Consider the following 24,355-nt stretch of genomic DNA (forward strand, 5'->3'; position numbering starts at 1 on the left):
ATGATGATAATTGTGGGAGCTGCCCTCCTCTTTCTTGCCCCCATCTTGGTCGGCTTCGCACTGGTGCTGCCCAAGGTCCCCGACATTGCGCTCGACCGCCGCCGGCCCTATGAGGCGGAACCGCCGTCGGGCCTTACCCGGCTGGCCGGCACCACCGTAGGTGCCCTCGACCGGTTCCTGGCCATCAGGAACGTCCGGCTCTACAACCGCGAGGCTCTGGAGAACGCCGGCGTCCGCCTCAGCCAGGCTGAGTTCATGGTGCTGGTCATTGCCGGTGCCATCGTCGGCGCGCTGGTGGGACTGGTGATCGGCGTACCGTTTGTTTCCGTCCTCCTGGTCATCGTTGCGCCGTTCGTGGGCCATCTGGTCCTAGGATTCCTGGCCGGCAAAAGGCGCGCGAAGTTCGATCAGCAGCTGGGCGACACCCTGCAGCTGTTGTCCGGCGGGCTGCGGGCAGGCCACAGCATCCTTCGAGCCATCGACGCCGCCGCGTCAGAGTCACAAAGCCCGACGTCCGAAGAAATGCGCCGCGTCATCACCGAGACCAGTCTGGGCCGTGACCTGCTCGACTCGCTGACTGACACCTCTGAGCGGATGCAGAACGAGGACTTCGTCTGGATCGCCCAGGCCATCCAGATCAACCGCGAAGTAGGCGGAAACCTGGCGGAGGTCCTGGACCAAGTCAACGAGACAATCCGCGAGCGCAGCGAGATCAAGGGCCACATCAAGTCCCTTGCAGCAGAAGGCAAGTTTTCCGCTTACATCCTCATCGCCATGCCGTTCGGCATTGTCCTGATGCTCATGGCCGTAAACCCCGGCTACATGAACTCGATGTTCACCCACCCGCTCGGGTGGGGCATGATCGCGGCGTCCGTCATCCTCATGACGATCGGCAGCCTGTGGATGCGCAAGATCATCGACCTGAAGTTCTGAGGATGCCATGAGTCCACTTGTGATTTCCTCGCTGCTGCTGGTGTCGCTGCCCATCGGTTACCTGGCCTGGTCCATCCTCTCCGTCGATCGGAAAGCCCGGACGGCCACGGTTGCCATCCTGAACCGCGGCCGGCGAGCTGTCGAAACACCGGAAAAGAAGACCGCAAGCCTCTTGGCAGGTCTGGGCTACCGGCTGACGCCGCCTGCATATGTCCGCAAACTGGACAGACTGCTTGCGCTGGCGGGAAGACCGGGCGGCTGGCCGCTGGGCCGCATCCTGATAGCAAAACCCGTCTTGGGACTTGTTGGCGCCGCGCTGTGTTTCCTCATCAGCACCAGCAGCCCGCAGCCCATCATCAAGCTGGCCGGCCTCTTCCTCCTCTTCCTGGGCTACTTCATCCCGGACCTGCTCCTGTACAGCAAGGGCATGGAGCGGCAGAAAGCCATGCAGCTGGAACTGGCCAACACCCTGGACCAGATGCTGATTTCGGTGGAGGCCGGCCTCGGCTTCGAAGGGGCCATGGCCCGCGCCGGCGAGAACGGCAAGGGCCCGCTGGCGGAGGAACTGGTCCGCACCCTGCAGGACATGCAGGTGGGCCGCAGCCGCCGGGAGTCCTACCAGGCGCTGGCTGAGCGGACCAACATTCCTGAGCTGCGGAGCTTCGTCCAAGCAGTGGTCCAGGCCGACACCTACGGCATTGCCATCAGCCGGGTGCTGCGGATCCAGGCCAAGGTCATGCGCGTGAAGCGCCGCCAGCGGGCCGAGGAAAAGGCCATGAAACTGCCCGTGATGATTCTGTTCCCCCTCTTGTTTTTCATCTTTCCCGTGCTTTTCATCGCAATTCTTGGTCCCGCGGTTATCAACACGGTTGTCACGTTCAGCGGCCAGTAACCGCGAATCAAAACAGGGCAAGGATGACTCAAGGTTTCCACAGGATCCATTGAAGATGGACCCTCATCGGTTTACAGGAAGTAGCCTTGAAGCATGGACAGCCCACCACTCACCTCCAGCAGCGGGGGTGTTCCCGCCGAGCCGCCGGCTCCGGGATCCGCTGCGGACGTGAACGGTGGCGTGCATCCAGTCGTGCCGACGGCGGGCGGGGAACCTGCCCGGTGGGTTGAGCTGGAAGTTCTGGCCGAGCTGGAGTCCGAACTGGACGGCCCCGAGCTCGCCCAGGGATTCGCCCGCGACTATGCCGCCACGTGGGACCAGCGCTTCAGCCGCCTGGCTGCCGCCGTCCAGGCCCACGACCACAAGGCCGCTCTGGACGCCGTCATCAGCCTGCGGATCGCCTCCGCCATGGTGGGCGGAGTCCGGCTGGCCACGCTGGCCCAATCGCTGGAGGACGCCATCCGTAAGGACAACTTCGTCCACGGGCAGGAGCTCTTGGCCGGTGTGGCCGAGCACGGAATCAGTACCGTCTCCGAGCTCCAAACCACCTACATCCCCAAAAACTAGCGCGGTCAGCCCTGCCCCGGCCACGCCGGCGCGTCCGTCCGCTGCGGGGCCAGCCTGTAGCCAACTCCCCGCACGGTCTGCAGCCAACGCGGTGACTGGGAATCTTCCTTGAGCTTGCGCCGAAGATTCCCGATGTGGACCTCCACGGCCCGCTCATCAGCCTCACTGATGTACGCGTCGGGCTCATAGAGGTCACCGCGGACCGCCCGGACCAAATCTGACCGTGTACACACAGCACCCTCGCCCCGAAGCAGGGTGTGCAGCAGGTCGAACTCGCTGCGGGTGAGCCCAAGGCTTGTCTCGCCAACCACCACAGTGCGCGTCCGGTAATTCAGGACCAGTCCGTTGTGCTGCAGGACGCCCGCCTGGACCGCTGACGGCCCGGATGGAATATGGCCCAAGGACGGGTTTAATGATGCCGGTGCCGCCGGGGCCGCAGCCCAGGAACGCGGAGCCTGCAGCGGCCGGCTGATCTCGTGGCGGGGTCGGCGCATCATTGCCGCCACCCTCGCCCTGAGCTCGCGCGGCCGGAATGGCTTTGCAATGTAGTCGTCCGCACCGGCATTCAGGGCCGAAAGCAGGTCCGGCTCCTCCGTCCGGCCGGTCAGCATCACCACGTAGGCGTCACTGAAATTCCTGATCCGCCGCAGAACCTCAAAACCGTCAATGTCCGGGAGGCCGATGTCCAACGTGACCACCTGGGCCATGTTGTTCCGGACCACCTCCACGCCTTCCCGTCCCCCAGCCGCGGTATGGACCACAAATCCGGCCTGACGCAGCACACCCTCCAAGAGGTTGCGTATATCCACGTCGTCTTCAATTACTACTGCTACCCCAAGATCTTCCATTGCTATCCCTGATGCCAGGTGGAAAAGGCCCCCATCAGCCCAGCGCCAATCCCTTATCCACTCCAACTCTCTATACCGTACAAGCATGAACGGTAGATGACACGCCCGCCGGTGTTTACTTTTGAAAAGTCAATTATTATGACAGCACATGCACATTGCGATTCATGAGATGGAGTGAGGCAGCCTTCAGAAGACCGGCTGCAGTATTCATTGGTGACGGAGGGGGGCCGTCGGGAAATTTGGAGATCCCTATGGCTGTTCGCCCCTCGCCGCGAGGCGTTGCGCTGTTCTTCAGGAGGCTGGGCCGCCGCACCCAGGTGGCGCTGTGCCAGCTTCCCCTGTCCCTGCTTGTCAGCGTCCTGGGCGTGGCCACACCGTTCACCTGGCCATCACTCCTCTGCAGCCCCGCCTACGCGGCCGGACTTGGCCTCCACCTCGTACTGTTCGCCGCCTGCTTCGTGACCCCCTGGGAAAAGCTTCCCGCCAGCGCCTATCTGGTCATTCCGGTGCTTGACCTGCTGGCGATTGGGCTACTGCGGAACGGCGCCGCACCCCATCTGCCCGGACTGGCAATCCTGGTGGTATTTCCAATCATCTGGCTGGCCGCCTCGGACATGCGGGTCCGCACCACCCTCATGCTCACCGCATTGGGCTCGTTCCTCATCATGCTCCCCTCAGCTGTGGTCAGGTTTCCCTACCTCACGGCTGCGGACATCACGTCCCTGGTTCTCTTCCCGCTCATGATGCTGGCCGTTGCGCTGGCCATCCGCTTCGCCAGCGTCAATATGCGCGTTCAGCAGCGGGAGCTGCGGGCCATGGGTGCGGAACTCCGGGAACTGCTCGCGGAAAGCCGGGAACGCGAGAAACTGCTGACCACCATCCTGGACGCCACCGACGTCGCCGTTGCCGCCGTCGACCGCTCCGGACGTTACATTCTCACGAACAACCGGCAGCGCATCTTCCGGCAGGCCACTGGCGTGGCCGATGAGATGCCGGGCCAAGGGCACCAGCTCATCTTCGGGCAGGACAGGCAGACCCTGCTGCCATCCGGGAAACGGCCCATCAACCGGGCCATCGCCGGTGAATCCTTTGCCGACTACCTGGTCTGGGCCGGGGAGGAACCGGTCCGGCGTGCCTATTCCACTGCCGCGCGGCCGTTGACGGGCGAGAACGGCACTCTGACCGGTGCGGTGGTGGTGTACAGCGATGTGACCGGCTGGGTGGAGGCACTGGCCGCCCACGAGGAACTGATCTCCAACGTCTCCCACGAGTTCAGGACGCCGCTGAACGCCATCCTGGGCAATGTGGACCTCGTTCTCGAGGATGCCGCCGAGCTGTCCCCTCTCACTGCCCAGCGGCTCACCGTGGTGCAACGGAATTCGGAACGGCTGCTGGCACTCCTCACCGACCTGTCGGCAACCGCCTCCGCTGCCCTGAAAGTCCACCCGAAGCGCACCGACCTTGCCAGTCTCGTGGAAACCAGCCTCAACTCCGCCCGGGCCGAGGCAGACCGATCCGGCGTAAGCCTCGCCGCGGACATCCCGTCACCTCTGTGGGCGTACGCGGATCCGCTGCGGATCGGGCAGGCACTGGACAACCTGGTGTCCAACGCCATCAAGTACTCCCCCGACGGCGGCGTGGTGGACATCAGTGCGGGCGCCAGCGGGGACTGGGTGCAGCTTCGTGTCCGCGATACCGGGATGGGAATGAGCACGGACGACGCCGCCCGCGTCTTCCGCCGCTACTTCCGCACCGATTCCGCCCGGGAGGCAGCCATCCCGGGAGCGGGACTTGGCCTGTCCATCACCAAGATGATTGTGGAACGCCACGGCGGCAAAGTGGCGTGCACCAGCGATCGGGGCAAGGGCAGCACCTTTACGGTGACGCTGCCGGCCGACGGTCCGCCGCCGTCGTTCTAGCCAGGCTCTAGTGCTTCCGCACGGCCCTTGTCAGTTCGGCGCGGGCCAGCATCTCGTCGTCGGACGGGTAGGCCACTTCCTCGAGCACCAGCGGGTGCGGCGCGGCAAGGACTGACTTGGCGTCCCGCTTCCTGGCCATGAGCCGGTCATGCAGCCACCCCGGTTCTTCCTCGCCCTCGCCCACGAACAGGGCGGAGCCCACCAGGGAACGCACCATGTTGTGGCAGAAGGCGTCGGCCTGGACGGTGGCCACGATGACGCCGTCTTCACTGCGGTGAAACTGGAAGCGCTGGAGTTCACGGACAGTGGTGGCCCCCTCCCGCGGTTTGCAGTAGGACAGGAAGTTCTGCAGCCCGAGCAGCTTCGAGGCGCCCTCGTTCAGCAGGTCCACGTCCAGCGGGTTCTTGTGCCAAAGCGTGAAGTAACGTTCCAGCGGGTCCCACAGGGCCGGCCCGTCGGCGATACGGTAGCTGTAACGGCGCCACAGGGCTGAGAACCGGGCATCGAACCCCACCGGCGCCAGTGACACCTGGTGGACTTCAATCGCACCGGACAGGTCGCCCAGGCCACGGCTCAGCGCACCCCGGATACGGCGCAGAAGCGCGACGCCGGGATCCAATTCCTGCCCGCGCGGCAGTCGCAGCCACTCGGCTTCGGTGAGGTCAAGGTGGACCACCTGGCCGCGGGCGTGCACGCCAGCATCGGTGCGCCCCGCTACGGTGACCCGGATGGGGCGCCGGAGCAGCAGCGCCAGCGCTTCTTCGAGGACTCCCTGGATAGTGCGCAGGCCCGGCTGCAGTGCCCACCCGCTGAAGGGGCCGCCGTCGTACGACAAATCAAGCCGCACACGCAAAAACCCGCCGCCCCCTGAAACGGGGGCCGCGGGTTTTTGGTCGTTCATAGAACTAAGTCTATGCGAAGAAAATCAGCGAATTACTTCGCGTCCTTCTTCTCTGCAGCGGGAGCTTCAGCTTCCTTAGCGGCCGGAGCCTCTTCGGTTGCAGCTTCCTCGGCCGGAGCCTCAGCAGCTTCAGTCTCGGCAGCTTCGGTCTCAACAACCTCAGCCTCGGGAGCTTCTTCGGCTTCCTCTGCAACAGCAGGGGCGGCAGCATCAGCTTCCTTCTTGTCGGCGTCGCGCTTGGCGGCGGAGGTAGCCTCAGCTACAACAGCCTGCTTGGCGGAAACCGGCTCGAGAACCAGTTCGATGACAGCCATGGGAGCGTTGTCGCCCTTGCGGTTGCCGATCTTGGTGATGCGGGTGTAGCCGCCGTCGCGGTTCTCCACTGCCTGTGCAATGTCGGTGAACAGCTCGTGGACGACGCCCTTGTTGCTGATCAGGCCGAGTACACGGCGGCGGGAAGCCAGGTCGCCGCGCTTGGCGAAAGTCACCAGACGCTCGGCGTACGGCTTCAGGCGCTTGGCCTTGGTCACCGTGGTGGTGATCCGCTTGTGCTCGAACAGTGCTGCTGCCAGGTTCGCGAGCATGAGACGCTCGTGAGCCGGGCCGCCTCCGAGGCGCGGACCCTTAGTGGGGGTAGGCATAATTGTTTCTCCTCATATGGAAGCCGGTGGTGGGCACACCATGGTGCCCGCCGGCCAAGATCTGTTTTAGAGTTCGTCGTCGCCGAATGCGGCGTCGTCCTCTTCAATTGCTGCTGCGCGTGCTGCGAGGTCAAAACCGGGAGGCGAGTCCTTGAGGGACAGGCCCAGTTCAACCAGCTTTGCCTTGACCTCGTCAATGGACTTCGCACCGAAGTTACGGATGTCCATCAGGTCAGCCTCGGAGCGGGCAACGAGTTCACCCACGGTGTGGATGCCCTCACGCTTGAGGCAGTTGTAGGAACGGACGGTGAGGTCCAGATCCTCGATCGGCAGTGCCATGTCTGCTGCCAGGGCAGCATCCGTCGGCGACGGGCCAATCTCGATACCTTCAGCTGCGGTGTTCAGCTCGCGGGCCAGACCGAAGAGTTCCACCAGGGTGGTACCTGCGGAAGCAACAGCATCGCGCGGGGCGATGGCCTGCTTGGTCTCGACGTCGACAATGAGCTTGTCGAAGTCGGTGCGCTGCTCAACACGGGTTGCTTCCACGCGGAAAGTAACCTTCAGCACCGGCGAGTAGATCGAGTCGACCGGGATACGGCCGATCTCGGCATCGCCGGACTTGTTCTGAGCTGCCGAAACGTAGCCGCGGCCGCGCTCGATGGTCAGTTCGAGTTCGAACTTTCCCTTCGAGTTCAGCGTGGCAATGTGCAGATCCGGGTTGTGGAATTCGACGCCGGCCGGCGGAGCGATGTCCGCGGCGGTGACGACTCCGGGGCCCTGCTTGCGCAGGTAAGCAACAACCGGCTCGTCGTGCTCGGAGGAGACCGACAGGCTCTTGATGTTCAGGATGATCTCAGTGACATCTTCCTTGACACCCGGAACCGTGGTGAACTCGTGCAGCACGCCATCGATCCGGATGCTGGTTACAGCGGCACCGGGGATGGAGGAGAGCAGGGTACGGCGGAGGGAGTTTCCGAGGGTGTAGCCGAAGCCCGGTTCCAGCGGTTCAATGATGAAACGCGAGCGGTTTTCGGAGACTACCTCTTCGGAGAGGGTGGGGCGCTGTGCAATGAGCACTTAGGTTTCCTTTCGGCGAGCATCCGCTATATGACGCAACACAGGTGGTGGAAATGCGGTCTGAAGACTTAACGCGGCTGGGCTTGCCCGGACCGCAACGGTCCGGGCAAGCTCAAACTGCTGGAAAGGCTTAGACGCGGCGGCGCTTCGGCGGGCGGCAGCCGTTGTGCGCTGCGGGGGTGACGTCCTGGATGGAGCCAACCTCGAGGCCAGCGGCCTGCAGCGAGCGGATTGCGGTCTCGCGTCCGGAACCCGGTCCCTTGACGAAAACGTCAACCTTGCGCATGCCGTGCTCCTGAGCACGCTTGGCAGCAGCTTCGGCAGCCATCTGGGCTGCGAACGGGGTGGACTTACGCGAGCCCTTGAAGCCAACCTCACCTGAGGAAGCCCAAGAGATAACAGCGCCGTTCGGATCCGTGATGGAAACGATGGTGTTGTTAAAAGTGCTCTTGATGTGCGCCTGGCCCAGCGCGATATTCTTTTTGTCCTTCTTACGCGGCTTGCGAACCGCGCCACGAGTCTTTGGGGGCATTTTTTTCTCCTACAGAAAGTTATCGGGGAAAGCCTTGTAAATCCCGAAGGATTTAACGGGCCTTCTTCTTGCCTGCGACGGTGCGCTTCGGGCCCTTGCGGGTACGAGCGTTGGTCTTCGTACGCTGCCCGCGGACGGGCAGGCCCTTACGGTGGCGAATACCTTCGTAGCTGCCGATTTCAACCTTGCGGCGGATATCAGCTGCTACTTCGCGGCGAAGGTCACCCTCAACCTTGTAGTTGCCTTCGATGTAATCACGCAGTTCAACCAGCTGGGCATCGGTGAGGTCCTTAACGCGGACGTCAGCGCTGATGCCAGTGGCAGCCAGGGTTTCGTGTGCACGGGTCTTGCCCACGCCGTAGATGTAAGTAAGCGCAATTTCCAACCGCTTTTCGCGGGGAATGTCTACGCCAGCGAGACGAGCCATAGAGGCAGTGCTCCTTGAATAAACCGGAGGTCGTAGGCAGTACACCCGCACGTTCTGTGCGGCCCCAGCCTCCGACCGGGGGTTAGCTGTCCGGGCTCATACGTCCCAGTTCAGCTTGTGCTGCCTTTTATTTACTTGCGTGGGTTAGCAACCCAGGATTTCCTTCAGAAGAAGGAAATTAGCCCTGGCGCTGCTTGTGGCGCGGGTTCTCGCAGATCACCATGACCCGCCCATTACGGCGGATCACTTTGCACTTTTCGCAGATCTGCTTGACGCTCGGCTTGACCTTCATGGCATTCCTTTGCGTGTGGCAGTTGGTCAACTGGAGCAGCCCTCAGCTCAGCTGAGGCCGCCCAGAATTTACTTGTAGCGGTAGACGATACGACCCCGAGTGAGGTCATACGGGCTCAGTTCCACCACTACGCGGTCCTCAGGGAGAATCCGGATGTAGTGCTGGCGCATCTTGCCTGAGATATGCGCGAGTACGATGTGCTTGTTGGTCAGCTCAACGCGAAACATCGCGTTAGGCAGCGCCTCAGTCACAACGCCTTCGATCTCAATGACCCCGTCCTTCTTGGCCATACCCTCCGCTAACTGTTGTTGCCGCAGCCCCGCCGGATTGCACCGGACATGACCACGAACGTTTTTGTTGGATCGGTTATCACCTCAGGCCCCAAACAGGGCACAGCAGGGCAGACAACCAACAAGCAACATTACCCTTTTTCCCGGCAAATGTTAAATCGAGCATAGTAACCTACTCCCACCTGTACGCACCATATGCACCGGCGGGAGTGCTCACCGCCTCCGCGCTCTGCACGCCATCGAGGATGGCCAAACGTACGACGTCGGCTGCCGCAATTTGCAGCGTGATAAGGCTTACCTGCCGCGCAGTTTCAGTACTCCGGTCCAACTGCACCTCACCAGTAGCCAAACAAAAGACAGTGTCCCCATCCGCCAACGTGTGGGACGGATTCAGCGCCCTGGCCAGCCCGGCATGGGCAGCAGAGGCTGTCCGTTTGCAGTCAGCCTTACTCAGGACAGCATTGGTAGCGACGACGACGAGGGTTGTGTTGAGCGGCGGAAGCCCGGCATCTGCCGAAGGGGAATCGGGAACCCGGAAGCGCGCGTCTAAGGTGGGCCCACGCGAGCCGGGTTCCCTGGCCGAGCTTGCGAGGTTAGGGGGCTCGTAGGGCGGCACGACCGAGCGCGCGGCGGGTTCGGGATTTTCCGGAGGCATCACCGGCAAGCCAACGGCGTTCACGACGGCTAGGGCGCCTACTATAACGCCGTTCTCGAGCGTGACCGAAGCGGTCCCCACTCCCCCTTTGTATTTCCCCCGGCCGAGGACTGCCCCGGTGCCGGCGCCTACGTTGCCGCGCCCGACGTCGTGCCGTTCCGGCTGCGAGGCAGCGGTGGCAGTTGCCGCGTAGCCCATCTCCTCATCGGGCCGGGCCGAAAAGTCCCCGCCGCGGCCCAGATCGAAGATGGCGGCGGCCGGTACGATCGGAACGAGCCCGCCCGGCACGGCGAATCCCCGGCCGTCTTCCTCGCACCAGCGCTGGGCCCCGCGTGCGGTGACCAGGCCGTAGGCGCTTCCGCCGGTTAGCACTACCGCGTCCACCTGCTGGGACATCGTGGTGGGGTCCAAAGCATCTGTCTCAGACGTCGCCGGCCCTCCGCCGCGGACGTCGACGGAACCCACCGTTCCCGGCGGCGGCAGCACCACCGTCACGCCCGTCAGCCAGCCGCCGTCGTTCTTTTGCACGTGCCCCACGCGGATTCCCGGTACGTCGGTAATGGCTCCCATACGCTCCATTCTGCGCCATCGCCTACAGCCCTTCCCGCCCGTCAGGCAAACACTATGCAATACTGCAAGCAACACGGCGTAAATGGGCGATGAAGCCTTCACTAACTATCCTCTGACGAGGGCTTATGCGGGGCTCTGCCCACCAGCCGTGTGGTGAAGTATGGCTAGATCCCCTTGCCCGTCGGCCAGCCATTGCAGGCCCCGATCCGTTAGAGACACGAATGACTCGGCAACTTGCTTCCACGCCTCCCACCAGTCCACCCGGCCAGACTGGTCCGCCGGAAAAGCTTCGGAGCCGCCGCTGGTCCGGCCGGTCCCGGCGTGATTTCATCGTCTTCCTCGGCCTGGCCCTCCCCAATCTGATCCTGATCGCCGTGTTCACCTACCGGCCGCTCATCAGCAACATCTACTACTCAACCCTCGACTGGACCCTTGGCTCCGCCTCGGCAACCGTCGTTGGGCTCGAGAACTACGTCACCTTCTTCACCAGCGACGACGCCCCCAAGGTACTCGGCACCACTGCGGTGTTCACCCTGGTGACAGTCGGCGGGTCCATGCTGCTGGGCCTTCTCATCGCGTTGGCCCTGAACTCCAAGGTTCCCGGCACCACCTTTGCCCGGTCCGCTGTTTTCGCTCCCTATGTGCTTTCCGGGGTGGGCGTGGGTCTTGTCTGGCTTTTCATCTTCGACCCTGGCTACGGCGTCCTGGCCTGGCTGCTGCGCGGTATCGGCCAGCAGAGCCCCCAGTGGATCAACGATCCCCAACTGTCGTTGGTGATGGTCATTCTGGTCTATGTCTGGAAGAACCTGGGCTACTGCGCCGTGGTGTACCTGGCCGGACTGCAATCGCTGCCGCAGGATGTCATGGAGGCAGCCTCTCTGGACGGGGCCAACGGATTTCGCCGCTTCCTCAGCATGTCCATCCCGCTGCTGTCCCCCACCACGTTCTTCCTTCTCATCACCACCATGCTCAGCTCACTCCAGGCGTTCGATTTGATCAGGATCATGACCCCGCTCGGAGCCGGCACCAGCACCCTGATCTACGAGGCGTACCTGCAGGCGTTCGGCGCATTCAACAGGGCCGGGTATTCCGCGGCCATCTCGGTGATCCTCTTCGCGATCCTGCTGGTTATCACCGTCCTGCAACTTCGGTTCGTGGAACGGAAGGTGCACTACTCATGAGCTCACTCTCACCGGTCAACCCCGACCCTGAAGCTCCCCCGGTGGCACCCGAGCCCTTCATGCCCCGGGACCGGCCCTTCTCGGCCCGGAACCTGGTCCAGACCATCGCCGGCGGCTACCTTCCCCTCCTGGTGGCAACGCTGGTGGTCTTCCTCCCGCTGCTGTGGATGATTCTGAGCTCTTTCAAGCTCCCCGGGGAAATCATCACCATGGACCTCAAGATCCTGCCGGCGAGCCTGGACCCGCAGAACTACAACATAGCGATGACCACTGTGCCGTTCGCACAGTTCTTCATCAACAGCACCATCGTCACCGTGGTGGGCGCAACCATCAAGGTGCTGCTGGCCATCCTCACCGCGTACGCTCTGGTGTTCGTGCGCTTCCCCTTTAGGAACGCCATCTTCATCCTTATCCTCGTGGCCCTGATGGTCCCTCCCCAGGTCTCCATTCTGCCGAACTACATCCTGATTGCCGGGCTGGGCGGCAAGAACACCCTGTGGGGCATCATCCTGCCGGGGCTTGGCACGGCGTTCGGGACGTTCCTGCTGCGGCAGCATTTCCTCACGCTGCCGGCCTCCATCCTGGAGTCTGCCGAGATTGACGGCGCCGGTCATTGGCGCCGCCTGTGGCAGATCGTGGTCCCAGTGTCTGTTCCGTCCATTGCCACCGTGGCGCTGGTGACTGTGGTCAGCGAATGGAACGAATACATCTGGCCGCTGATCATCACTGACCGCCCGGAGACCATGACGTTGCCGGTTGGACTGACGCTGCTGCAGAACTCCGAAAGCAACGCCTCCGGCTGGGGCATCCTCATGGCCGGCGCAGTGCTGGTGATCGTGCCCATTCTGGTGGTGTTCGCAGCCCTCCAGCGCTATATCGTCGCGGGCCTTACCCAAGGCAGCGTCACAGGCTGACCCTGGCTCGCCGTCGTTCTCTAACCCACACAGCAGGACCTTCCTAGGCAACAACCGAAAGGAATCACCATGGCTACGAATCTGGACCGGAGGCATTTCCTGGGGCTGGCCGGCGTAACGGCCGGCGCCGCAGCACTTTCCGCCTGCGGAGGGCCTAATACCGGAGGCACCACCACCTCAACGGAAGCCGCGGAAATCGATTTCAGCGGCGTCAAGCCGGCAGCCAAAATCGACTTCTGGACGAACCACCCGGGCAAGTCCCAGGATGTTGAGAAGGCGATTATCGAAAAGTTCCACGCCAAGTACCCTGACATCAAGGTCAACCTGGTGACCGCCGGGGCAAACTACGAGGAAATCGCCCAGAAGTTCCAAACGTCCCAAGCCGCCAAATCGGGGCTGCCCGGAGTTGTAGTGCTGTCAGACGTCTGGTGGTTCCGCTACTTCACTAACGGGAGCATCATCCCTGTGAACGGACTCATCAAGGAACTGGACATAAAGGTGGACGATTTCCGCCAGTCCCTCGTGGATGACTACAAGTACGATGGCCGGCAGTGGGCGCTCCCGTATGGACGGTCCACCCCGCTGTTTTACTACAACAAGGACCATTTTGCCGCAGCTGGCCTGCCGGACCGGGCACCCGCCACCTGGCAGGAGTTCGGCGAATGGGCCCCCAAGCTCAAGGCCGCCTCCGGCGCGCAGTACGCCTACATTTATCCCGCCCTGGCTGGCTACGCAGGCTGGACGCTGCAGAATAACCTGTGGGGCTGGGGTGGTGCATGGTCAAAGGATTGGGACATCACGTGTGATTCACCCGAAGCCGTGGAAGCCCTGCAATGGGCCCAGGACTCGATCTACAAGCACAGCTGGGCCGGGGTCTCGTCCAAGGAAGCCGCTGACGATTTCTCTGCCGGCCTGACCTCTTCCACGATTTCTTCCACCGGCTCGCTTCTGGGCGTCCTGAAGTCTGCCACGTTCAAGGTCGGCGTCGGCTTCCTCCCGGGCGGGCCGAAGGTTAGCAGCGGGGTGTGCCCCACCGGCGGTGCCGGACTTGGCATCCCCAGTGGCATCACTAAGGAGGAACAGCTCGCTGCAGGGACGTTCCTGAAGTTCATGACCGAACCCGAGAACACGGCGGCGTTCTCCGCTGCCACCGGGTACATGCCCACCCGCACGTCGGCGGACATGGCCACGGTCCTGGCGCAGACGCCGCAGATCAAGACCGCGATGGACCAGTTGGCCGCGACCAAGGTCCAGGACCGGGCCCGCGTGTTCCTGCCCGGGGCCGACCAGGAAATGGCCAAGGCCGCGGCAAAGATCCTCACCCAGCAGGGCGATGTGAAGGCCACCATGACGGAGCTGAAGAAGACTTTGGAAGGCATCTACACCAAGGACGTCAAGCCGAAACTCAAAGCCTGACAGCCGGCCCGGCTCGGTTTCGACGCGCAAAGTCACCCCGGCCACGGAAAATCCCTGGCGACACCCATATTCGGGTGTCGCCAGGGATTTTCTGTGTCGCAGGGGAAAACGCGCGTCGTCAGGTGGGTCGAAACCTACGGGATCGGCACGGGGGTGACGCCGAGGGGCACCAGGTGCTCCGCGCCGCCGTCGGGCGCGGACAGCACCCAGATTCCGCGGTCATGGACGGCCACGGAGTGTTCCCACTGGCAGGAGCGCTGGCCGTCGGTGGTCACCACCGTCCAGTCATCCGCCAGGACTGCGGTGTCGATGCTGCCGCGGACCAGCATGGGCTCAATGGCCAGGCACAGGCCGGCCTTGACCTTGGGCCCGCGGTGGCTGGTCCGGTAGTTCAGGACATCCGGTGCCATGTGCATCTCGGAGCCGATGCCGTGGCCCACGTAGTCCTCCAGGATGCCCAGCGGTTTGCCCGGTACTGAGGACACGTAGTCATCGATGGCCGCGCCGACGTCGCCGACATGGCCTCGCTTGGCCAGCGCCGCGATGCCGTGCCACATGGCGGCCTGGGTGACGTCGGAGAGCCGCTGGTCCTCGGGATCGGCTGTGCCGACGATGACTGTCCGGGCGGAGTCCGAGTGCCAGCCGTCAACAATCGCACCGCCGTCGATCGAGATGATGTCGCCGTCGTTGAGGACCTTGCTGCCGGGGATGCCGTGGACCACTTCCTCGTTCACGGACGTGCAGACGGTGGCCGGGAAGCCGTGGTACCCGAGGAAGTTGGACTTGGCACCGGCCTCGTTCAGCACTGCGGCGAAGACGTCATCCAGGTGCTTGGTGGTGACGCCGGGAACGGCGGCGGCGACGGCGGCATCCAGTGCACGGCTCAGGACCAGGCCGGCCTCGTGCATGGTGCGCATCTGGGCGTCGGTTTTGTATTCGATACGGGGCTGGCCGAAGGCCATGGTGTGTCCTCTCAATGGCTGAGGCTCCTCCCGGATTCCGGGAGGAGCCTCGAATAACTGTGTTGCCTGGCTCAGGCGGCCTGAGCCGTCTTGATGGCCTCCATGACGCGGTCGGTGACCTCGTCAATGCCGCCGATGCCGTCTACCCGGGTCAGGATGCCGCGTTCGGCATACTTCGCCACAACTGCTTCGGTCTGCTCGTGGTAAAGATCCAGACGGTGGCGGATAACGGCTTCGTTGTCGTCGCTCCGGCCGGTTTCCTTGGCACGGCCCAGGAGGCGGGCCACGAGTTCCTCATCGTCGGCAGTGAGCTGCAGGACGACGTCGAGCTTTTCTTCGCTGGTGGCGAGGATGCCGTCGAGGTAGTCCACCTGCGCAGTGGTGCGCGGGTAGCCGTCCAGGAGGAAGCCGTTTTCGACGTCGGACTCGCTGAGGCGGTCGCGGACCATCTTGTTGGTGACGCTGTCCGGAACGAAGTCGCCGGCGTCCATGTACTTCTTGGCCTCGATGCCAAGGGGCGTTTCGCCCTTCACATTGGCGCGGAAGATATCGCCGGTAGAGATCGCCACAACACCGAGGCGTTCGGAGATACGTTCCGCTTGAGTTCCTTTACCGGAGCCGGGAGGCCCAATAATCAACATTTTGGTCATCGCAATAGCCCTTCGTAGTGACGTTGCTGTAGTTGCGCATCTATTTGCTTGACGGTTTCAAGGCCAACGCCCACCATGATCAGGATCGAGGTGCCACCGAACGGGAAGTTCTGGTTCGCGTTGATCAGTACCAAAGCAATCAGCGGAATCAGCGCCACGAAGCCCAGGTAAATGGCGCCGGGCAGCGTAATCCGTGAGAGTACGTACTGCAGGTAGTCCGCGGTCGGTTTACCGGCGCGGATACCCGGGATGAAACCGCCGTACTTCTTCATATTGTCGGAGACCTCTTCAGGGTTGAAGGTGATCGCGACGTAGAAGTAGGTGAAGAACACGATCATGGCGAAGTACAGCGCCATATAGATCGGGTGGTCTCCTCGGGTGAGGTTGTTGTTGATCCACTCAACCCACGGCTGCAGGGGCTCGCCGTTCTTGGGCTGGTTGAACTGTGAGATCAGCCCCGGCAGGTAAAGCATGGAGGAAGCGAAGATCACGGGGATCACGCCTGCCATGTTCACCTTGATGGGGATGTAGGTGCTGGTACCGCCCACCGTGCGGCGTCCGATCATGCGCTTGGCGTACTGCACCGGAACACGGCGCTGGGACTGCTCCACGAATACCACCAGGGCAACTGTCACCAGCCCGATGGCCAGGACCAGGAAGAAGGTACCCGGCCCCTGCGAGGTCCAGATGGCGCCGAGCGAGGTGGGGAACTGTGCCGCGATGGAGGTGAAGATGAGCAGCGACATACCGTTGCCCACACCCTTTTCCGTGACAAGCTCGCCCATCCACATGATGAGCCCGGTACCTGCGGTGAGGGTGATGATCAGCAGGATGGTGGTGATGATGCTGCTGTCGGGGATGATCGGCAGTGTACAGCCCGGGAGCAGCTGGCCTGAACGTGCCAGCGACACCAGTGTCGTTGCGTTCAGCAGGCCCAGCGCGATGGTGAGGTAGCGCGTGTACTGCGTGAGTTTGGACTGCCCGGAGGCGCCCTCCTCGTACAGTTCCTGGAACCGGGGAATAACCACCCGAAGCAGCTGCACGATGATGCTGGCCGTAATGTACGGCATGATGCCCAGGGCGAAGATGGACACCTGAAGCAAGGCACCGCCGCTGAACAGGTTGACGAGCTGGTAGAGCCCGCCTGCCGTCTGACCGTTCTGCAAGCATTGCTGGACATTCTGGTAGTTCACACCAGGCGAGGGAATGAAGGCACCCAAGCGGAAGATTGTGATGATTGCCAGCGTGAACAACAACTTGCGTCGCAGATCAGGCGTGCGAAAGGCCCGGCCAAATGCGCTAAGCAAGCGTCCTCCTGTGTTGTTAATAAGCGTGGTGTGATGGGGGTCAATAATCCCAACAACCGAGTCTAACGGGTGGATTGGCCATGCGAATAATCCGCAGGGCCAACCGCGCGACGGGCGGCAGGAATTACTCGGCGGGCGGATGCGAAAAAACTCCCGGCGTGCAGGGCCCTGGGGTCCTGCACGCCGGGAGTTTACAACGGGCTTCAGCCCACCGTCTCTAGAGAGCGGTGGTGCTTCCGCCTGCTGCAGCAATCTTTTCCGCGGCGCTGGCCGAGAATGCGTGGGCGGTGACGTCAACCTTGACGGTGATGTCGCCGGTGCCCAGCACCTTGACGGGCTGGTTCTTGCGAACGGCACCCTTCTCGACCAGGTTCTCCACGGTGACAGCGCCACCTTCGGGGAACAGCTCGTTGAGCTTGTCCAGGTTTACAACCTGGAACTCAACGCGGAACGGGTTCTTGAAGCCGCGCAGCTTCGGCAGGCGCATGTGCAGCGGCAACTGGCCGCCGGCAAAGCCAGCCTTGATCTGGTAACGGGCCTTCGTACCCTTGGTACCGCGACCAGCGGTCTTACCCTTGGAACCTTCACCACGACCAACGCGGGTCTTGGCGGTCTTGGCACCCGGGGCGGGACGCAGGTGGTGGACCTTCAGAGCGTTCTGCTTCTCAGCAGCCGCGCTCTGTGCCTTCTCAGCAGTGTTTTTCTCTGCCATTTACTTCGCCTCCTCTACCTTTACCAGGTGCGGAACCGTGTTGAGCATTCCAACGGTCACGGCGTCGGCGGTGCGGACAACGGTGTGTCCGATCCGCTTCAGGCCGAGGGACCGAAGGGTGTCGCGCTGGTTCTGCTTGCCGCCAATGACGGACTTGATCTGAGTGATCTCCAACTGGGAGTCGGAGGGAATCAGGTTCTTAGCCATGACTTAGACACCCGCCTTCTGGTTCAGGATTGCCTTCACCATTGCCGGCGGAGCAACCTCGTCGAGGGGCAGGCCGCGGCGTGCTGCCACTGCTGCCGGCTCTTCGAGGCGCTTCAGGGCATCAACGGTCGCGTGAACGATGTTGATGGCGTTTGCGGAACCGAGCGACTTGGAGAGGATGTCGTGGATGCCCACGCACTCCAGTACTGCACGGACCGGGCCACCGGCGATAACACCGGTACCGGCGGAAGCCGGACGCAGCATTACGACGCCTGCAGCGGCCTCACCCTGAACGCGGTGCGGGATGGTGCTGCCGATGCGGGGAACGCGGAAGAAGGACTTCTTGGCCTCTTCAACGCCCTTCGCGATAGCGGCAGGAACTTCCTTAGCCTTGCCGTAGCCGACGCCGACCATGCCGTTACCGTCACCAACGACGACCAGAGCGGTGAAGCTGAAGCGACGACCACCCTTGACCACCTTGGAAACGCGGTTGATGGTGACAACGCGTTCGATGAACTGGCTCTTCTCGGCTTCACGGCCGCCGTCGCGGCCACCACGGCCACCACGGTCGCCGCGGCCCTGGCCACGGTCTCCACGCTCGCCACGACGAGCGCCGCCACGGCGGTCGTCAGCAGCGGCTGCGGGAGCAGTGGTCTCAGTGGCCGGAGCAGCTACGGCGTCAGTCGCCTTCTGATCTGCAGACACAGTGTCCTTTTCGTTGTTTGCTTCCGTCACAGTGACAGCCCACCTTCACGTGCGCCGTCAGCGACAGCAGCGATCCGGCCGTGGTACTTGTTACCACCGCGGTCGAAGACAACTGCTTCGATACCGGCAGCCTTCGCACGCTCGGCAACGAGCTCGCCAACGCGCTTGGCCTTGGCGGTCTTGTCGCCTTCGAATGCACGAAGGTCGGCTTCCAAGGTGGAGGCGCTCGCTACGGTCAGGCCTTTGGTGTCATCGACAACCTGGACGAATACGTGGCGTGCGGAACGGTTGACGACCAGACGAGGACGTACAGCCGTACCGGAGATGCGCTTGCGGATACGAAGCTGGCGACGGCTGCGCGCAGCCGACTTGCTCTTGTTCGTACGCTTCTTGTTAATTGAGATGGCCATGGTTACTTACCAGCCTTTCCGACCTTGCGGCGGATGACTTCGCCTGCGTAGCGAATGCCCTTGCCCTTATAGGGGTCCGGCTTCCGCAGCTTGCGAATGTTGGCAGCAACCTCGCCGACCTGCTGCTTGTTGATACCTGAAACAGAGAGCTTGGTCGGGGTCTCAACTGCAAAGGTGATGCCGTCCGGTGCGGTGACATTTACCGGGTGGCTGTAGCCGAGAGCGAACTCAAGGTCAGATCCCTTGGCCTGAACGCGGTAACCAGTACCAACGATTTCAAGCTTCTTCTCGTAGCCCTTGGTAACGCCCTCGATCATGTTGGAGATCAGGGTGCGGGTCAGGCCGTGGAGGGAACGGGAGGCGCGCTCGTCGTTCGGGCGGGCGACAGTCAGGGTCTCTGCTTCCAGGGAAACCTCGATCGGGCTGGCCACAGTGTGGTTCAGCTCGCCTTTGGCACCCTTGACGCTGACGACAGAGCCGTCAACCTTGACCTCAACGCCGGCGGGAACGGTGATGGGGAGACGTCCAATACGTGACATTATTCTCTTCCTTTCCCGTTACCAGACGTAGGCGAGGACTTCGCCGCCCACGCCCTTCTTGCCGGCTTGCTTATCAGTCAAGAGGCCGGAAGAGGTGGACAGGATTGCGACACCCAGGCCACCGAGCACGTGCGGGAGGTTGGTGGACTTTGCGTAAACACGCAGGCCCGGCTTGGAAATACGACGAACACCAGCGATTGAACGCTCGCGGTTCGGACCGAACTTGAGCTCGAGGGTCAGCTTCTTGCCAACCTCAGCGTCTTCTTCTTTCCAGGAGGCGATGTAACCTTCGGCCTTCAGGATGTCGGCAACGCGTGCCTTGAGCTTGCTGTACGGCATGGTCACGGAATCGTGGTATGCCGAGTTTGCATTGCGCAGACGCGTAAGCATGTCTGCGACAGGATCTGTCATTGTCATGGTGGGCTCTTGCCCTTCCTCATAACGGTTTCCTCGGTCCGGCCTCTGCAGAACTGCAGGGCTGCGCCGAAGGACCTGTTACGTAGTTAGATTAGTCTTCGGCCTTGAACGGGAAACCAAGCGCCTTAAGCAGCGCGCGGCCTTCGTCATCGGTCTTGGCAGTGGTGACAACCGTGATGTCCATGCCGCGGGTGCGGTCGATGGAATCCTGGTCGATTTCGTGGAACATAACCTGCTCGGTCAGACCGAAGGTGTAGTTGCCGTTGCCGTCGAACTGCTTGCCACTGAGGCCGCGGAAGTCGCGGATACGGGGCAGAGCCAGCGTGACCAGACGATCCAGGAATTCCCACATGCGGTCTCCACGCAGAGTTGCGTGTGCGCCGATGGGCATGCCTTCGCGCAGCTTGAACTGTGCGATCGACTTGCGGGCCTTGGTTACCTGCGGCTTCTGGCCGGTGATCAGGGTCAGATCGCGGACAGCGCCGTCGATCAGCTTGGAATCCTTAGCGGCATCTCCAACACCCATGTTCACAACGACCTTCACCAGGCGGGGAACCTGGTTGACGTTGGTGTACTTGAATTCCTCAACGAGCGTGCTCTTGATGGAATCGGCGTACTTGGTCTTCAGACGAGGAACGATCTTCGCTGCCGGAGTCTCGAGAGTCTCAGTCATTAGATGTCCTTCCCGGAGCTCTTGGCCACGCGTACACGCACTTCGCGCTTCACGCCATCGCGCTCAACGGTCTCGGTGCGGAAACCGACGCGGGTGGGCTTCTTGGTGGACGGGTCAACCAGAGCCACGTTGGAGATGTGGATCGAAGCTTCTACGACCTCAATGCCACCGGTCTTGGTGCCGCGCTGCGACTGACCGACCTTGGTGTGCTTGGTTACGCGGTTAATGCCTTCAACCAACACGCGGTTGGTCTCGGGGAATACGCGCAGAACCTTGCCCTGCTTACCCTTGTCGCCGCCGCGCTCAGCCTTGGCGCCAGTGATGACCTGAACGAGGTCACCCTTTTTGATCTTAGCCATGGACTAGAGCACCTCCGGAGCCAGAGAAACGATCTTCATGAACTTCTTGTCACGGAGTTCACGACCAACCGGTCCGAAGATACGGGTACCGCGGGGGTCACCGTCAGCCTTCAGGATCACAGCTGCGTTCTCGTCAAACTTGATGTAGGAACCATCCGCACGGCGGCGTTCCTTCTTGGTACGGACGATGACTGCCTTAACAACATCGCCCTTCTTTACGTTGCCGCCCGGAATTGCGTCCTTGACGGTAGCGACGATGACGTCGCCAATGCCTGCGTAGCGACGGCCAGATCCACCGAGAACGCGAATGGTAAGGATTTCCTTAGCACCCGTGTTGTCGGCGACCTTGAGTCGCGACTCCTGCTGAATCACTATTTACTCCTTGCGTCGCGCCGGTTCTCAGACCGAAAATCTTCCTACGGAATGAGCCTTGCGGAACGGTTGATCGGGGTGTCTCTTGACCTGCCTGGATTTTGCCAGACCAGGCCTAAACTCCCGTGCCAAAAACATTTGCATCCCAGGCGGTCTCAGACAGGTCCGAAGCGCTAGGGGGCACTATGCCGTGGCACGATTGTTTACGAGGTTGATGTCGGCGCACGAACGGCGCCATACAAACTCAAAATCTTAGCACAGTTTGGGCCATCTCCCATATCACACCCCGGCGTCGGGCGCACCAACACAACGGACGACGGCGGCACGCACGGCGTGCGGTGGCCCACCCTCGGTGCCGCTCCCCCGCAAGCCCGCCCCGCCGTCGTCGGACGCTCTCTCACTTAATGTGCCTTTTCCAGAAACGCTCTCTCACTCTCTTCAAGAGAGTGAGAGAGGATCCACGCAAAACCTGCGTTAAGTGAGAGAGCGTCCTGGGTGGGTGCGGGGCGGACGACGGCGTCACGCACGGCACGCTTTCGGCCCACCGTTGGTGCCGCTCCCCGGGAACCCGGCCCACCGTCGTCGTACGCTCAGCAAAAGGATGCCGCGGGTGACACCGGCAAAACGCAGGAAACCCCCGTTCCCAAAAGGGAACGGGAGTTTCCGGTGCAGGACCTGCAAGCAGGCTGCGGGGTGTTACTTGGCCTTTTCGAGGATCTCGACCAGGCGCCACCGCTTAGTAGCGGACAGCGGGCGGGTCTCGGCGAGGAGAACGAGGTCGCCGATGCCGGCGCTGTTCTCTTCGTCGTGAGCCTTGATCTTCGTGTTGCGGCGGATGACCTTGCCGTACAAGGCGTGCTTTACGCGGTCCTCAACCTGGACAACGATGGTCTTTTCCATCTTGTCCGAGACTACGTAGCCACGCTTCGTCTTACGGTCACCGCGCTCGGCAGCCGTAGCTGCTGCGGAAACAGTTTCCGTCACGTTCTCGTCCTTTTCACTCACTTGGCATCCTCCTCGGTCTCAACCGTTTCAGCCTTGTCGGCCTTCTTGGTTGCTGCCTTCTTGGACTTCTTCTCTTCCTTGGCTTCCACAACGGGTGCGGCAACCTCGGCACGAATGCCCAGCTCGCGCTCACGGAGAACGGTGTAGATGCGTGCGATGTCCTTCTTTACCGCGCGCAGACGACCGTGGTTCTCCAGCTGACCGGTGGCGGACTGGAAACGCAGGTTGAACAGCTCTTCCTTAGCCTTACGGAGTTCTTCAACGAGGCGCTCGTTGTCGAACGTGTCCAGCTGTGCGGATGCCAGTTCCTTGGATCCTACTGCCATTTCTATTCACCACCTTCGCGACGCAAAATGCGTGCCTTCAACGGGAGCTTGTGGATTGCCAGGCGCAGGGCCTCGCGAGCTACCGATTCTTCGACGCCGGAGATCTCAAAGAGAACCCGTCCCGGCTTGACGTTAGCGACCCACCACTCCGGTGAACCCTTACCGGAACCCATGCGGGTTTCGGCAGGCTTCTTCGTGATCGGACGGTCCGGGTAAATGTTGATCCAGACCTTGCCGCCACGCTTGATGTGGCGGGTCATCGCGATACGGGCAGACTCGATCTGACGGTTGGTTACGTATGCCGGGCTCAGGGCCTGGATGCCGTACTCACCGAAGGAGACCTTGGTGCCGCCCGTAGCAGCGCCGGAACGACCCGGGTGGTGCTGCTTACGGTGCTTGACTCGACGTGGGATAAGCATTTAAGCCTGTCCTCCTTCTACTGCAGCGGGTGCAGCCTCAACTGCCGGAGCCTCGGCAGCCGGAGCTGCCTCTGCTGCCGGACGGTCGGTACGACGACGACGGTCACCACGGTCAGCGCCACCCGGGCGGCCCGGGCGATCGCTGGGGCCGCGGCCGCGGGACGGAGCAGCAGCTGCCTGCTGAGCCAGTTCCTTGGCGGTGACGTCACCCTTGTAGATCCAGACCTTCACGCCGATGCGGCCGAAGGTGGTCTTGGCCTCGTAGAAGCCGTAGTCGATGTTCGCGCGGAGGGTGTGCAGGGGCACACGGCCTTCGCGGTAGAACTCCGAGCGGGACATTTCAGCGCCACCCAGTCGACCGGAGCAGGCGATACGGATGCCCTTGGCACCTGCACGCTGCGCGGACTGCATGGCCTTCTTCATCGCACGGCGGAATGCCACGCGGGAAGTCAGCTGCTCAGCAACGCCCTGGGCAACAAGCTGAGCTTCCATCTCGGGGTTCTTGACCTCGAGGATGTTCAGCTGAACCTGCTTGCCCGTGAGCTTCTCAAGCTCGCCGCGGATGCGGTCTGCTTCAGCGCCGCGGCGGCCGATAACGATGCCGGGACGTGCCGTGTGGATATCCACGCGGACACGGTCACGGGTGCGCTCGATCTCAACCTTGGCGATGCCGGCGCGCTCCATGCCCGTGGACATGAGCTGGCGGATACGGATGTCTTCGCGAACGAAGTCCTTGTACCGCTGTCCGGCCTTGGTGCTGTCAGCAAACCAGTGCGATACGTGATCGGTGGTGATGCCGAGTCGGAACCCGTGCGGGTTAACTTTCTGTCCCACTTAGCGAGCCTCCTCTTTCTCCGGGGTAGCGACTACCACGGTGATGTGGCTCGTGCGCTTCTTGATCTGAAATGCACGACCCTGGGCTCGCGGCTGGAACCGCTTCATGGTCGGGCCTTCATCAACAAACGCTTCGCTGATGATGAGGTCACCTTCGTCAAACGCAACACCGTCGCGGTCCGCGAGGACCCGGGCGTTGGAGATTGCCGACTGAACTACCTTGAATACCGGCTCTGAAGCTGCCTGCGGGGCAAACTTCAGAATTGCCAGAGCCTCATTCGCTTGCTTACCACGAACAAGGTTGACGACGCGCCGGGCCTTCATAGGCGTTACGCGGATGTGACGCGCAATTGCCTTGGCTTCCATTGCTTTCCTTCTCTCGTCTTTGACGTAAGTGCAGGCG

Annotated in this window: 33 protein-coding genes; 7 read left to right on the forward strand and 26 right to left on the reverse strand. The window is 62.2% G+C overall.

Annotated features, from left to right (window positions below):
• From AC1MCD_RS14095 to AC1MCD_RS14105, 3 genes are all read left to right on the forward strand, one after another.
• Complete coding sequence (locus AC1MCD_RS14095) at positions 1 to 933, forward strand: type II secretion system F family protein (protein WP_498672864.1); 933 nt, start codon at positions 1 to 3, stop codon at positions 931 to 933.
• A gap of 7 nt (positions 934 to 940) precedes the next feature.
• On the forward strand, positions 941 to 1,825 hold the full coding sequence (locus AC1MCD_RS14100) for a type II secretion system F family protein (RefSeq protein WP_498672865.1): 885 nt from the start codon (positions 941 to 943) through the stop codon (positions 1,823 to 1,825).
• 93 nt (positions 1,826 to 1,918) lie between these two features.
• The gene (locus AC1MCD_RS14105) at positions 1,919 to 2,392 is read left to right on the forward strand and encodes an Hpt domain-containing protein (RefSeq protein ID WP_498672866.1); all 474 of its coding nucleotides are present in this window, start codon (positions 1,919 to 1,921) and stop codon (positions 2,390 to 2,392) included.
• A 5-nt stretch (positions 2,393 to 2,397) separates the two neighbouring features.
• Here the strand turns inward: AC1MCD_RS14105 and AC1MCD_RS14110 are convergent, their stop codons facing one another.
• Complete coding sequence (locus AC1MCD_RS14110) at positions 2,398 to 3,240, reverse strand: response regulator transcription factor (RefSeq protein ID WP_498672867.1); 843 nt, start codon at positions 3,238 to 3,240, stop codon at positions 2,398 to 2,400.
• A 251-nt stretch (positions 3,241 to 3,491) separates the two neighbouring features.
• Between AC1MCD_RS14110 and AC1MCD_RS14115 the strand changes: the two genes are divergently transcribed.
• Positions 3,492 to 5,159 (forward strand): sensor histidine kinase, encoded by a 1,668-nt coding sequence (locus AC1MCD_RS14115; RefSeq protein ID WP_498672868.1) that lies wholly within the window; start codon positions 3,492 to 3,494, stop codon positions 5,157 to 5,159.
• A gap of 7 nt (positions 5,160 to 5,166) precedes the next feature.
• On the opposite strand, the gene AC1MCD_RS14120 is transcribed toward AC1MCD_RS14115, so the two are convergent.
• The 8 genes from AC1MCD_RS14120 to AC1MCD_RS14155 form a co-directional block, all read right to left on the reverse strand.
• Positions 5,167 to 6,060, reverse strand: a complete 894-nt coding sequence (locus tag AC1MCD_RS14120) for a tRNA pseudouridine synthase A (protein WP_498672869.1) — start codon at positions 6,058 to 6,060, stop codon at positions 5,167 to 5,169.
• Positions 6,061 to 6,092: 32 nt separating this feature from the next.
• A complete protein-coding gene (rplQ, locus tag AC1MCD_RS14125) occupies positions 6,093 to 6,701 on the reverse strand; it encodes a 50S ribosomal protein L17 (protein ID WP_498672870.1) in 609 nt (202 codons plus the stop codon).
• 66 nt (positions 6,702 to 6,767) lie between these two features.
• Positions 6,768 to 7,778 carry a DNA-directed RNA polymerase subunit alpha gene (locus AC1MCD_RS14130; RefSeq protein WP_013601812.1) on the reverse strand — a complete coding sequence of 337 codons (1,011 nt, stop codon included), beginning with the start codon at positions 7,776 to 7,778 and terminating at the stop codon, positions 6,768 to 6,770.
• 130 nt (positions 7,779 to 7,908) lie between these two features.
• Complete coding sequence (rpsK, locus tag AC1MCD_RS14135; RefSeq protein WP_018769149.1) at positions 7,909 to 8,310, reverse strand: 30S ribosomal protein S11; 402 nt, start codon at positions 8,308 to 8,310, stop codon at positions 7,909 to 7,911.
• 52 nt (positions 8,311 to 8,362) lie between these two features.
• Positions 8,363 to 8,737, reverse strand: coding sequence for a 30S ribosomal protein S13 (rpsM, locus tag AC1MCD_RS14140; RefSeq protein ID WP_028275004.1), 375 nt, complete (start codon positions 8,735 to 8,737; stop codon positions 8,363 to 8,365).
• Positions 8,738 to 8,915: 178 nt separating this feature from the next.
• A complete protein-coding gene (gene rpmJ / locus AC1MCD_RS14145) occupies positions 8,916 to 9,029 on the reverse strand; it encodes a 50S ribosomal protein L36 (RefSeq protein WP_009358722.1) in 114 nt (37 codons plus the stop codon).
• Positions 9,030 to 9,097: 68 nt separating this feature from the next.
• Positions 9,098 to 9,319 (reverse strand): translation initiation factor IF-1, encoded by a 222-nt coding sequence (gene infA / locus AC1MCD_RS14150; RefSeq protein WP_009358723.1) that lies wholly within the window; start codon positions 9,317 to 9,319, stop codon positions 9,098 to 9,100.
• Between the two features lie 172 nt (positions 9,320 to 9,491).
• Positions 9,492 to 10,544, reverse strand: coding sequence for a P1 family peptidase (locus tag AC1MCD_RS14155; RefSeq protein WP_498672871.1), 1,053 nt, complete (start codon positions 10,542 to 10,544; stop codon positions 9,492 to 9,494).
• A gap of 221 nt (positions 10,545 to 10,765) precedes the next feature.
• Between AC1MCD_RS14155 and AC1MCD_RS14160 the strand changes: the two genes are divergently transcribed.
• From AC1MCD_RS14160 to AC1MCD_RS14170, 3 genes are all read left to right on the forward strand, one after another.
• A complete protein-coding gene (locus AC1MCD_RS14160; RefSeq protein WP_498672873.1) occupies positions 10,766 to 11,725 on the forward strand; it encodes a carbohydrate ABC transporter permease in 960 nt (319 codons plus the stop codon).
• Positions 11,722 to 12,639 (forward strand): carbohydrate ABC transporter permease, encoded by a 918-nt coding sequence (locus AC1MCD_RS14165; protein ID WP_498672874.1) that lies wholly within the window; start codon positions 11,722 to 11,724, stop codon positions 12,637 to 12,639. The genes AC1MCD_RS14160 and AC1MCD_RS14165 overlap by 4 nt, the downstream gene beginning before the upstream one ends.
• A gap of 69 nt (positions 12,640 to 12,708) precedes the next feature.
• A complete protein-coding gene (locus AC1MCD_RS14170; RefSeq protein WP_498672875.1) occupies positions 12,709 to 14,055 on the forward strand; it encodes an ABC transporter substrate-binding protein in 1,347 nt (448 codons plus the stop codon).
• A gap of 134 nt (positions 14,056 to 14,189) precedes the next feature.
• On the opposite strand, the gene map is transcribed toward AC1MCD_RS14170, so the two are convergent.
• The 17 genes from map to rplV all read right to left on the reverse strand — a co-directional run bounded on the left by map (position 14,190) and on the right by rplV (position 24,318).
• Positions 14,190 to 15,017 carry a type I methionyl aminopeptidase gene (map, locus tag AC1MCD_RS14175; RefSeq protein ID WP_498672876.1) on the reverse strand — a complete coding sequence of 276 codons (828 nt, stop codon included), beginning with the start codon at positions 15,015 to 15,017 and terminating at the stop codon, positions 14,190 to 14,192.
• 71 nt (positions 15,018 to 15,088) lie between these two features.
• A complete protein-coding gene (locus AC1MCD_RS14180) occupies positions 15,089 to 15,658 on the reverse strand; it encodes an adenylate kinase (protein WP_498678358.1) in 570 nt (189 codons plus the stop codon).
• A gap of 5 nt (positions 15,659 to 15,663) precedes the next feature.
• A complete protein-coding gene (secY, locus tag AC1MCD_RS14185) occupies positions 15,664 to 16,974 on the reverse strand; it encodes a preprotein translocase subunit SecY (protein ID WP_498672877.1) in 1,311 nt (436 codons plus the stop codon).
• Positions 16,975 to 17,191: 217 nt separating this feature from the next.
• Positions 17,192 to 17,686, reverse strand: a complete 495-nt coding sequence (gene rplO / locus AC1MCD_RS14190) for a 50S ribosomal protein L15 (protein ID WP_066293256.1) — start codon at positions 17,684 to 17,686, stop codon at positions 17,192 to 17,194.
• A complete protein-coding gene (gene rpmD / locus AC1MCD_RS14195; RefSeq protein ID WP_190987316.1) occupies positions 17,687 to 17,893 on the reverse strand; it encodes a 50S ribosomal protein L30 in 207 nt (68 codons plus the stop codon). It abuts the gene before it with no gap.
• 3 nt (positions 17,894 to 17,896) lie between these two features.
• Positions 17,897 to 18,628 (reverse strand): 30S ribosomal protein S5, encoded by a 732-nt coding sequence (gene rpsE / locus AC1MCD_RS14200; RefSeq protein WP_498672878.1) that lies wholly within the window; start codon positions 18,626 to 18,628, stop codon positions 17,897 to 17,899.
• Positions 18,625 to 19,008, reverse strand: a complete 384-nt coding sequence (gene rplR / locus AC1MCD_RS14205) for a 50S ribosomal protein L18 (RefSeq protein ID WP_190987318.1) — start codon at positions 19,006 to 19,008, stop codon at positions 18,625 to 18,627. Before rplR ends, rpsE begins: the two co-directional genes overlap by 4 nt.
• Before the next feature lie 2 nt (positions 19,009 to 19,010).
• Positions 19,011 to 19,547, reverse strand: coding sequence for a 50S ribosomal protein L6 (gene rplF / locus AC1MCD_RS14210; protein ID WP_056344361.1), 537 nt, complete (start codon positions 19,545 to 19,547; stop codon positions 19,011 to 19,013).
• Between the two features lie 18 nt (positions 19,548 to 19,565).
• Positions 19,566 to 19,964, reverse strand: coding sequence for a 30S ribosomal protein S8 (gene rpsH, locus AC1MCD_RS14215; RefSeq protein ID WP_018773673.1), 399 nt, complete (start codon positions 19,962 to 19,964; stop codon positions 19,566 to 19,568).
• A 91-nt stretch (positions 19,965 to 20,055) separates the two neighbouring features.
• A complete protein-coding gene (rplE, locus tag AC1MCD_RS14220) occupies positions 20,056 to 20,637 on the reverse strand; it encodes a 50S ribosomal protein L5 (protein ID WP_190987319.1) in 582 nt (193 codons plus the stop codon).
• Complete coding sequence (rplX, locus tag AC1MCD_RS14225) at positions 20,637 to 20,996, reverse strand: 50S ribosomal protein L24 (RefSeq protein WP_024366125.1); 360 nt, start codon at positions 20,994 to 20,996, stop codon at positions 20,637 to 20,639. Before rplX ends, rplE begins: the two co-directional genes overlap by 1 nt.
• Positions 20,997 to 20,999: 3 nt before the next feature.
• Positions 21,000 to 21,368 carry a 50S ribosomal protein L14 gene (rplN, locus tag AC1MCD_RS14230; protein ID WP_024366126.1) on the reverse strand — a complete coding sequence of 123 codons (369 nt, stop codon included), beginning with the start codon at positions 21,366 to 21,368 and terminating at the stop codon, positions 21,000 to 21,002.
• A 696-nt stretch (positions 21,369 to 22,064) separates the two neighbouring features.
• Positions 22,065 to 22,373 carry a 30S ribosomal protein S17 gene (gene rpsQ / locus AC1MCD_RS14235; protein WP_275212245.1) on the reverse strand — a complete coding sequence of 103 codons (309 nt, stop codon included), beginning with the start codon at positions 22,371 to 22,373 and terminating at the stop codon, positions 22,065 to 22,067.
• Positions 22,370 to 22,699, reverse strand: coding sequence for a 50S ribosomal protein L29 (gene rpmC / locus AC1MCD_RS14240; protein ID WP_275212244.1), 330 nt, complete (start codon positions 22,697 to 22,699; stop codon positions 22,370 to 22,372). The genes rpsQ and rpmC overlap by 4 nt, the downstream gene beginning before the upstream one ends.
• Before the next feature lie 2 nt (positions 22,700 to 22,701).
• Complete coding sequence (rplP, locus tag AC1MCD_RS14245; RefSeq protein ID WP_190987321.1) at positions 22,702 to 23,118, reverse strand: 50S ribosomal protein L16; 417 nt, start codon at positions 23,116 to 23,118, stop codon at positions 22,702 to 22,704.
• Positions 23,119 to 23,952 carry a 30S ribosomal protein S3 gene (gene rpsC / locus AC1MCD_RS14250; RefSeq protein ID WP_190987322.1) on the reverse strand — a complete coding sequence of 278 codons (834 nt, stop codon included), beginning with the start codon at positions 23,950 to 23,952 and terminating at the stop codon, positions 23,119 to 23,121.
• Positions 23,953 to 24,318 carry a 50S ribosomal protein L22 gene (gene rplV, locus AC1MCD_RS14255; protein WP_003803798.1) on the reverse strand — a complete coding sequence of 122 codons (366 nt, stop codon included), beginning with the start codon at positions 24,316 to 24,318 and terminating at the stop codon, positions 23,953 to 23,955.
• Positions 24,319 to 24,355: the final 37 nt, after the last annotated feature.

The organism is Arthrobacter sp. BF1, from assembly GCF_056680215.1.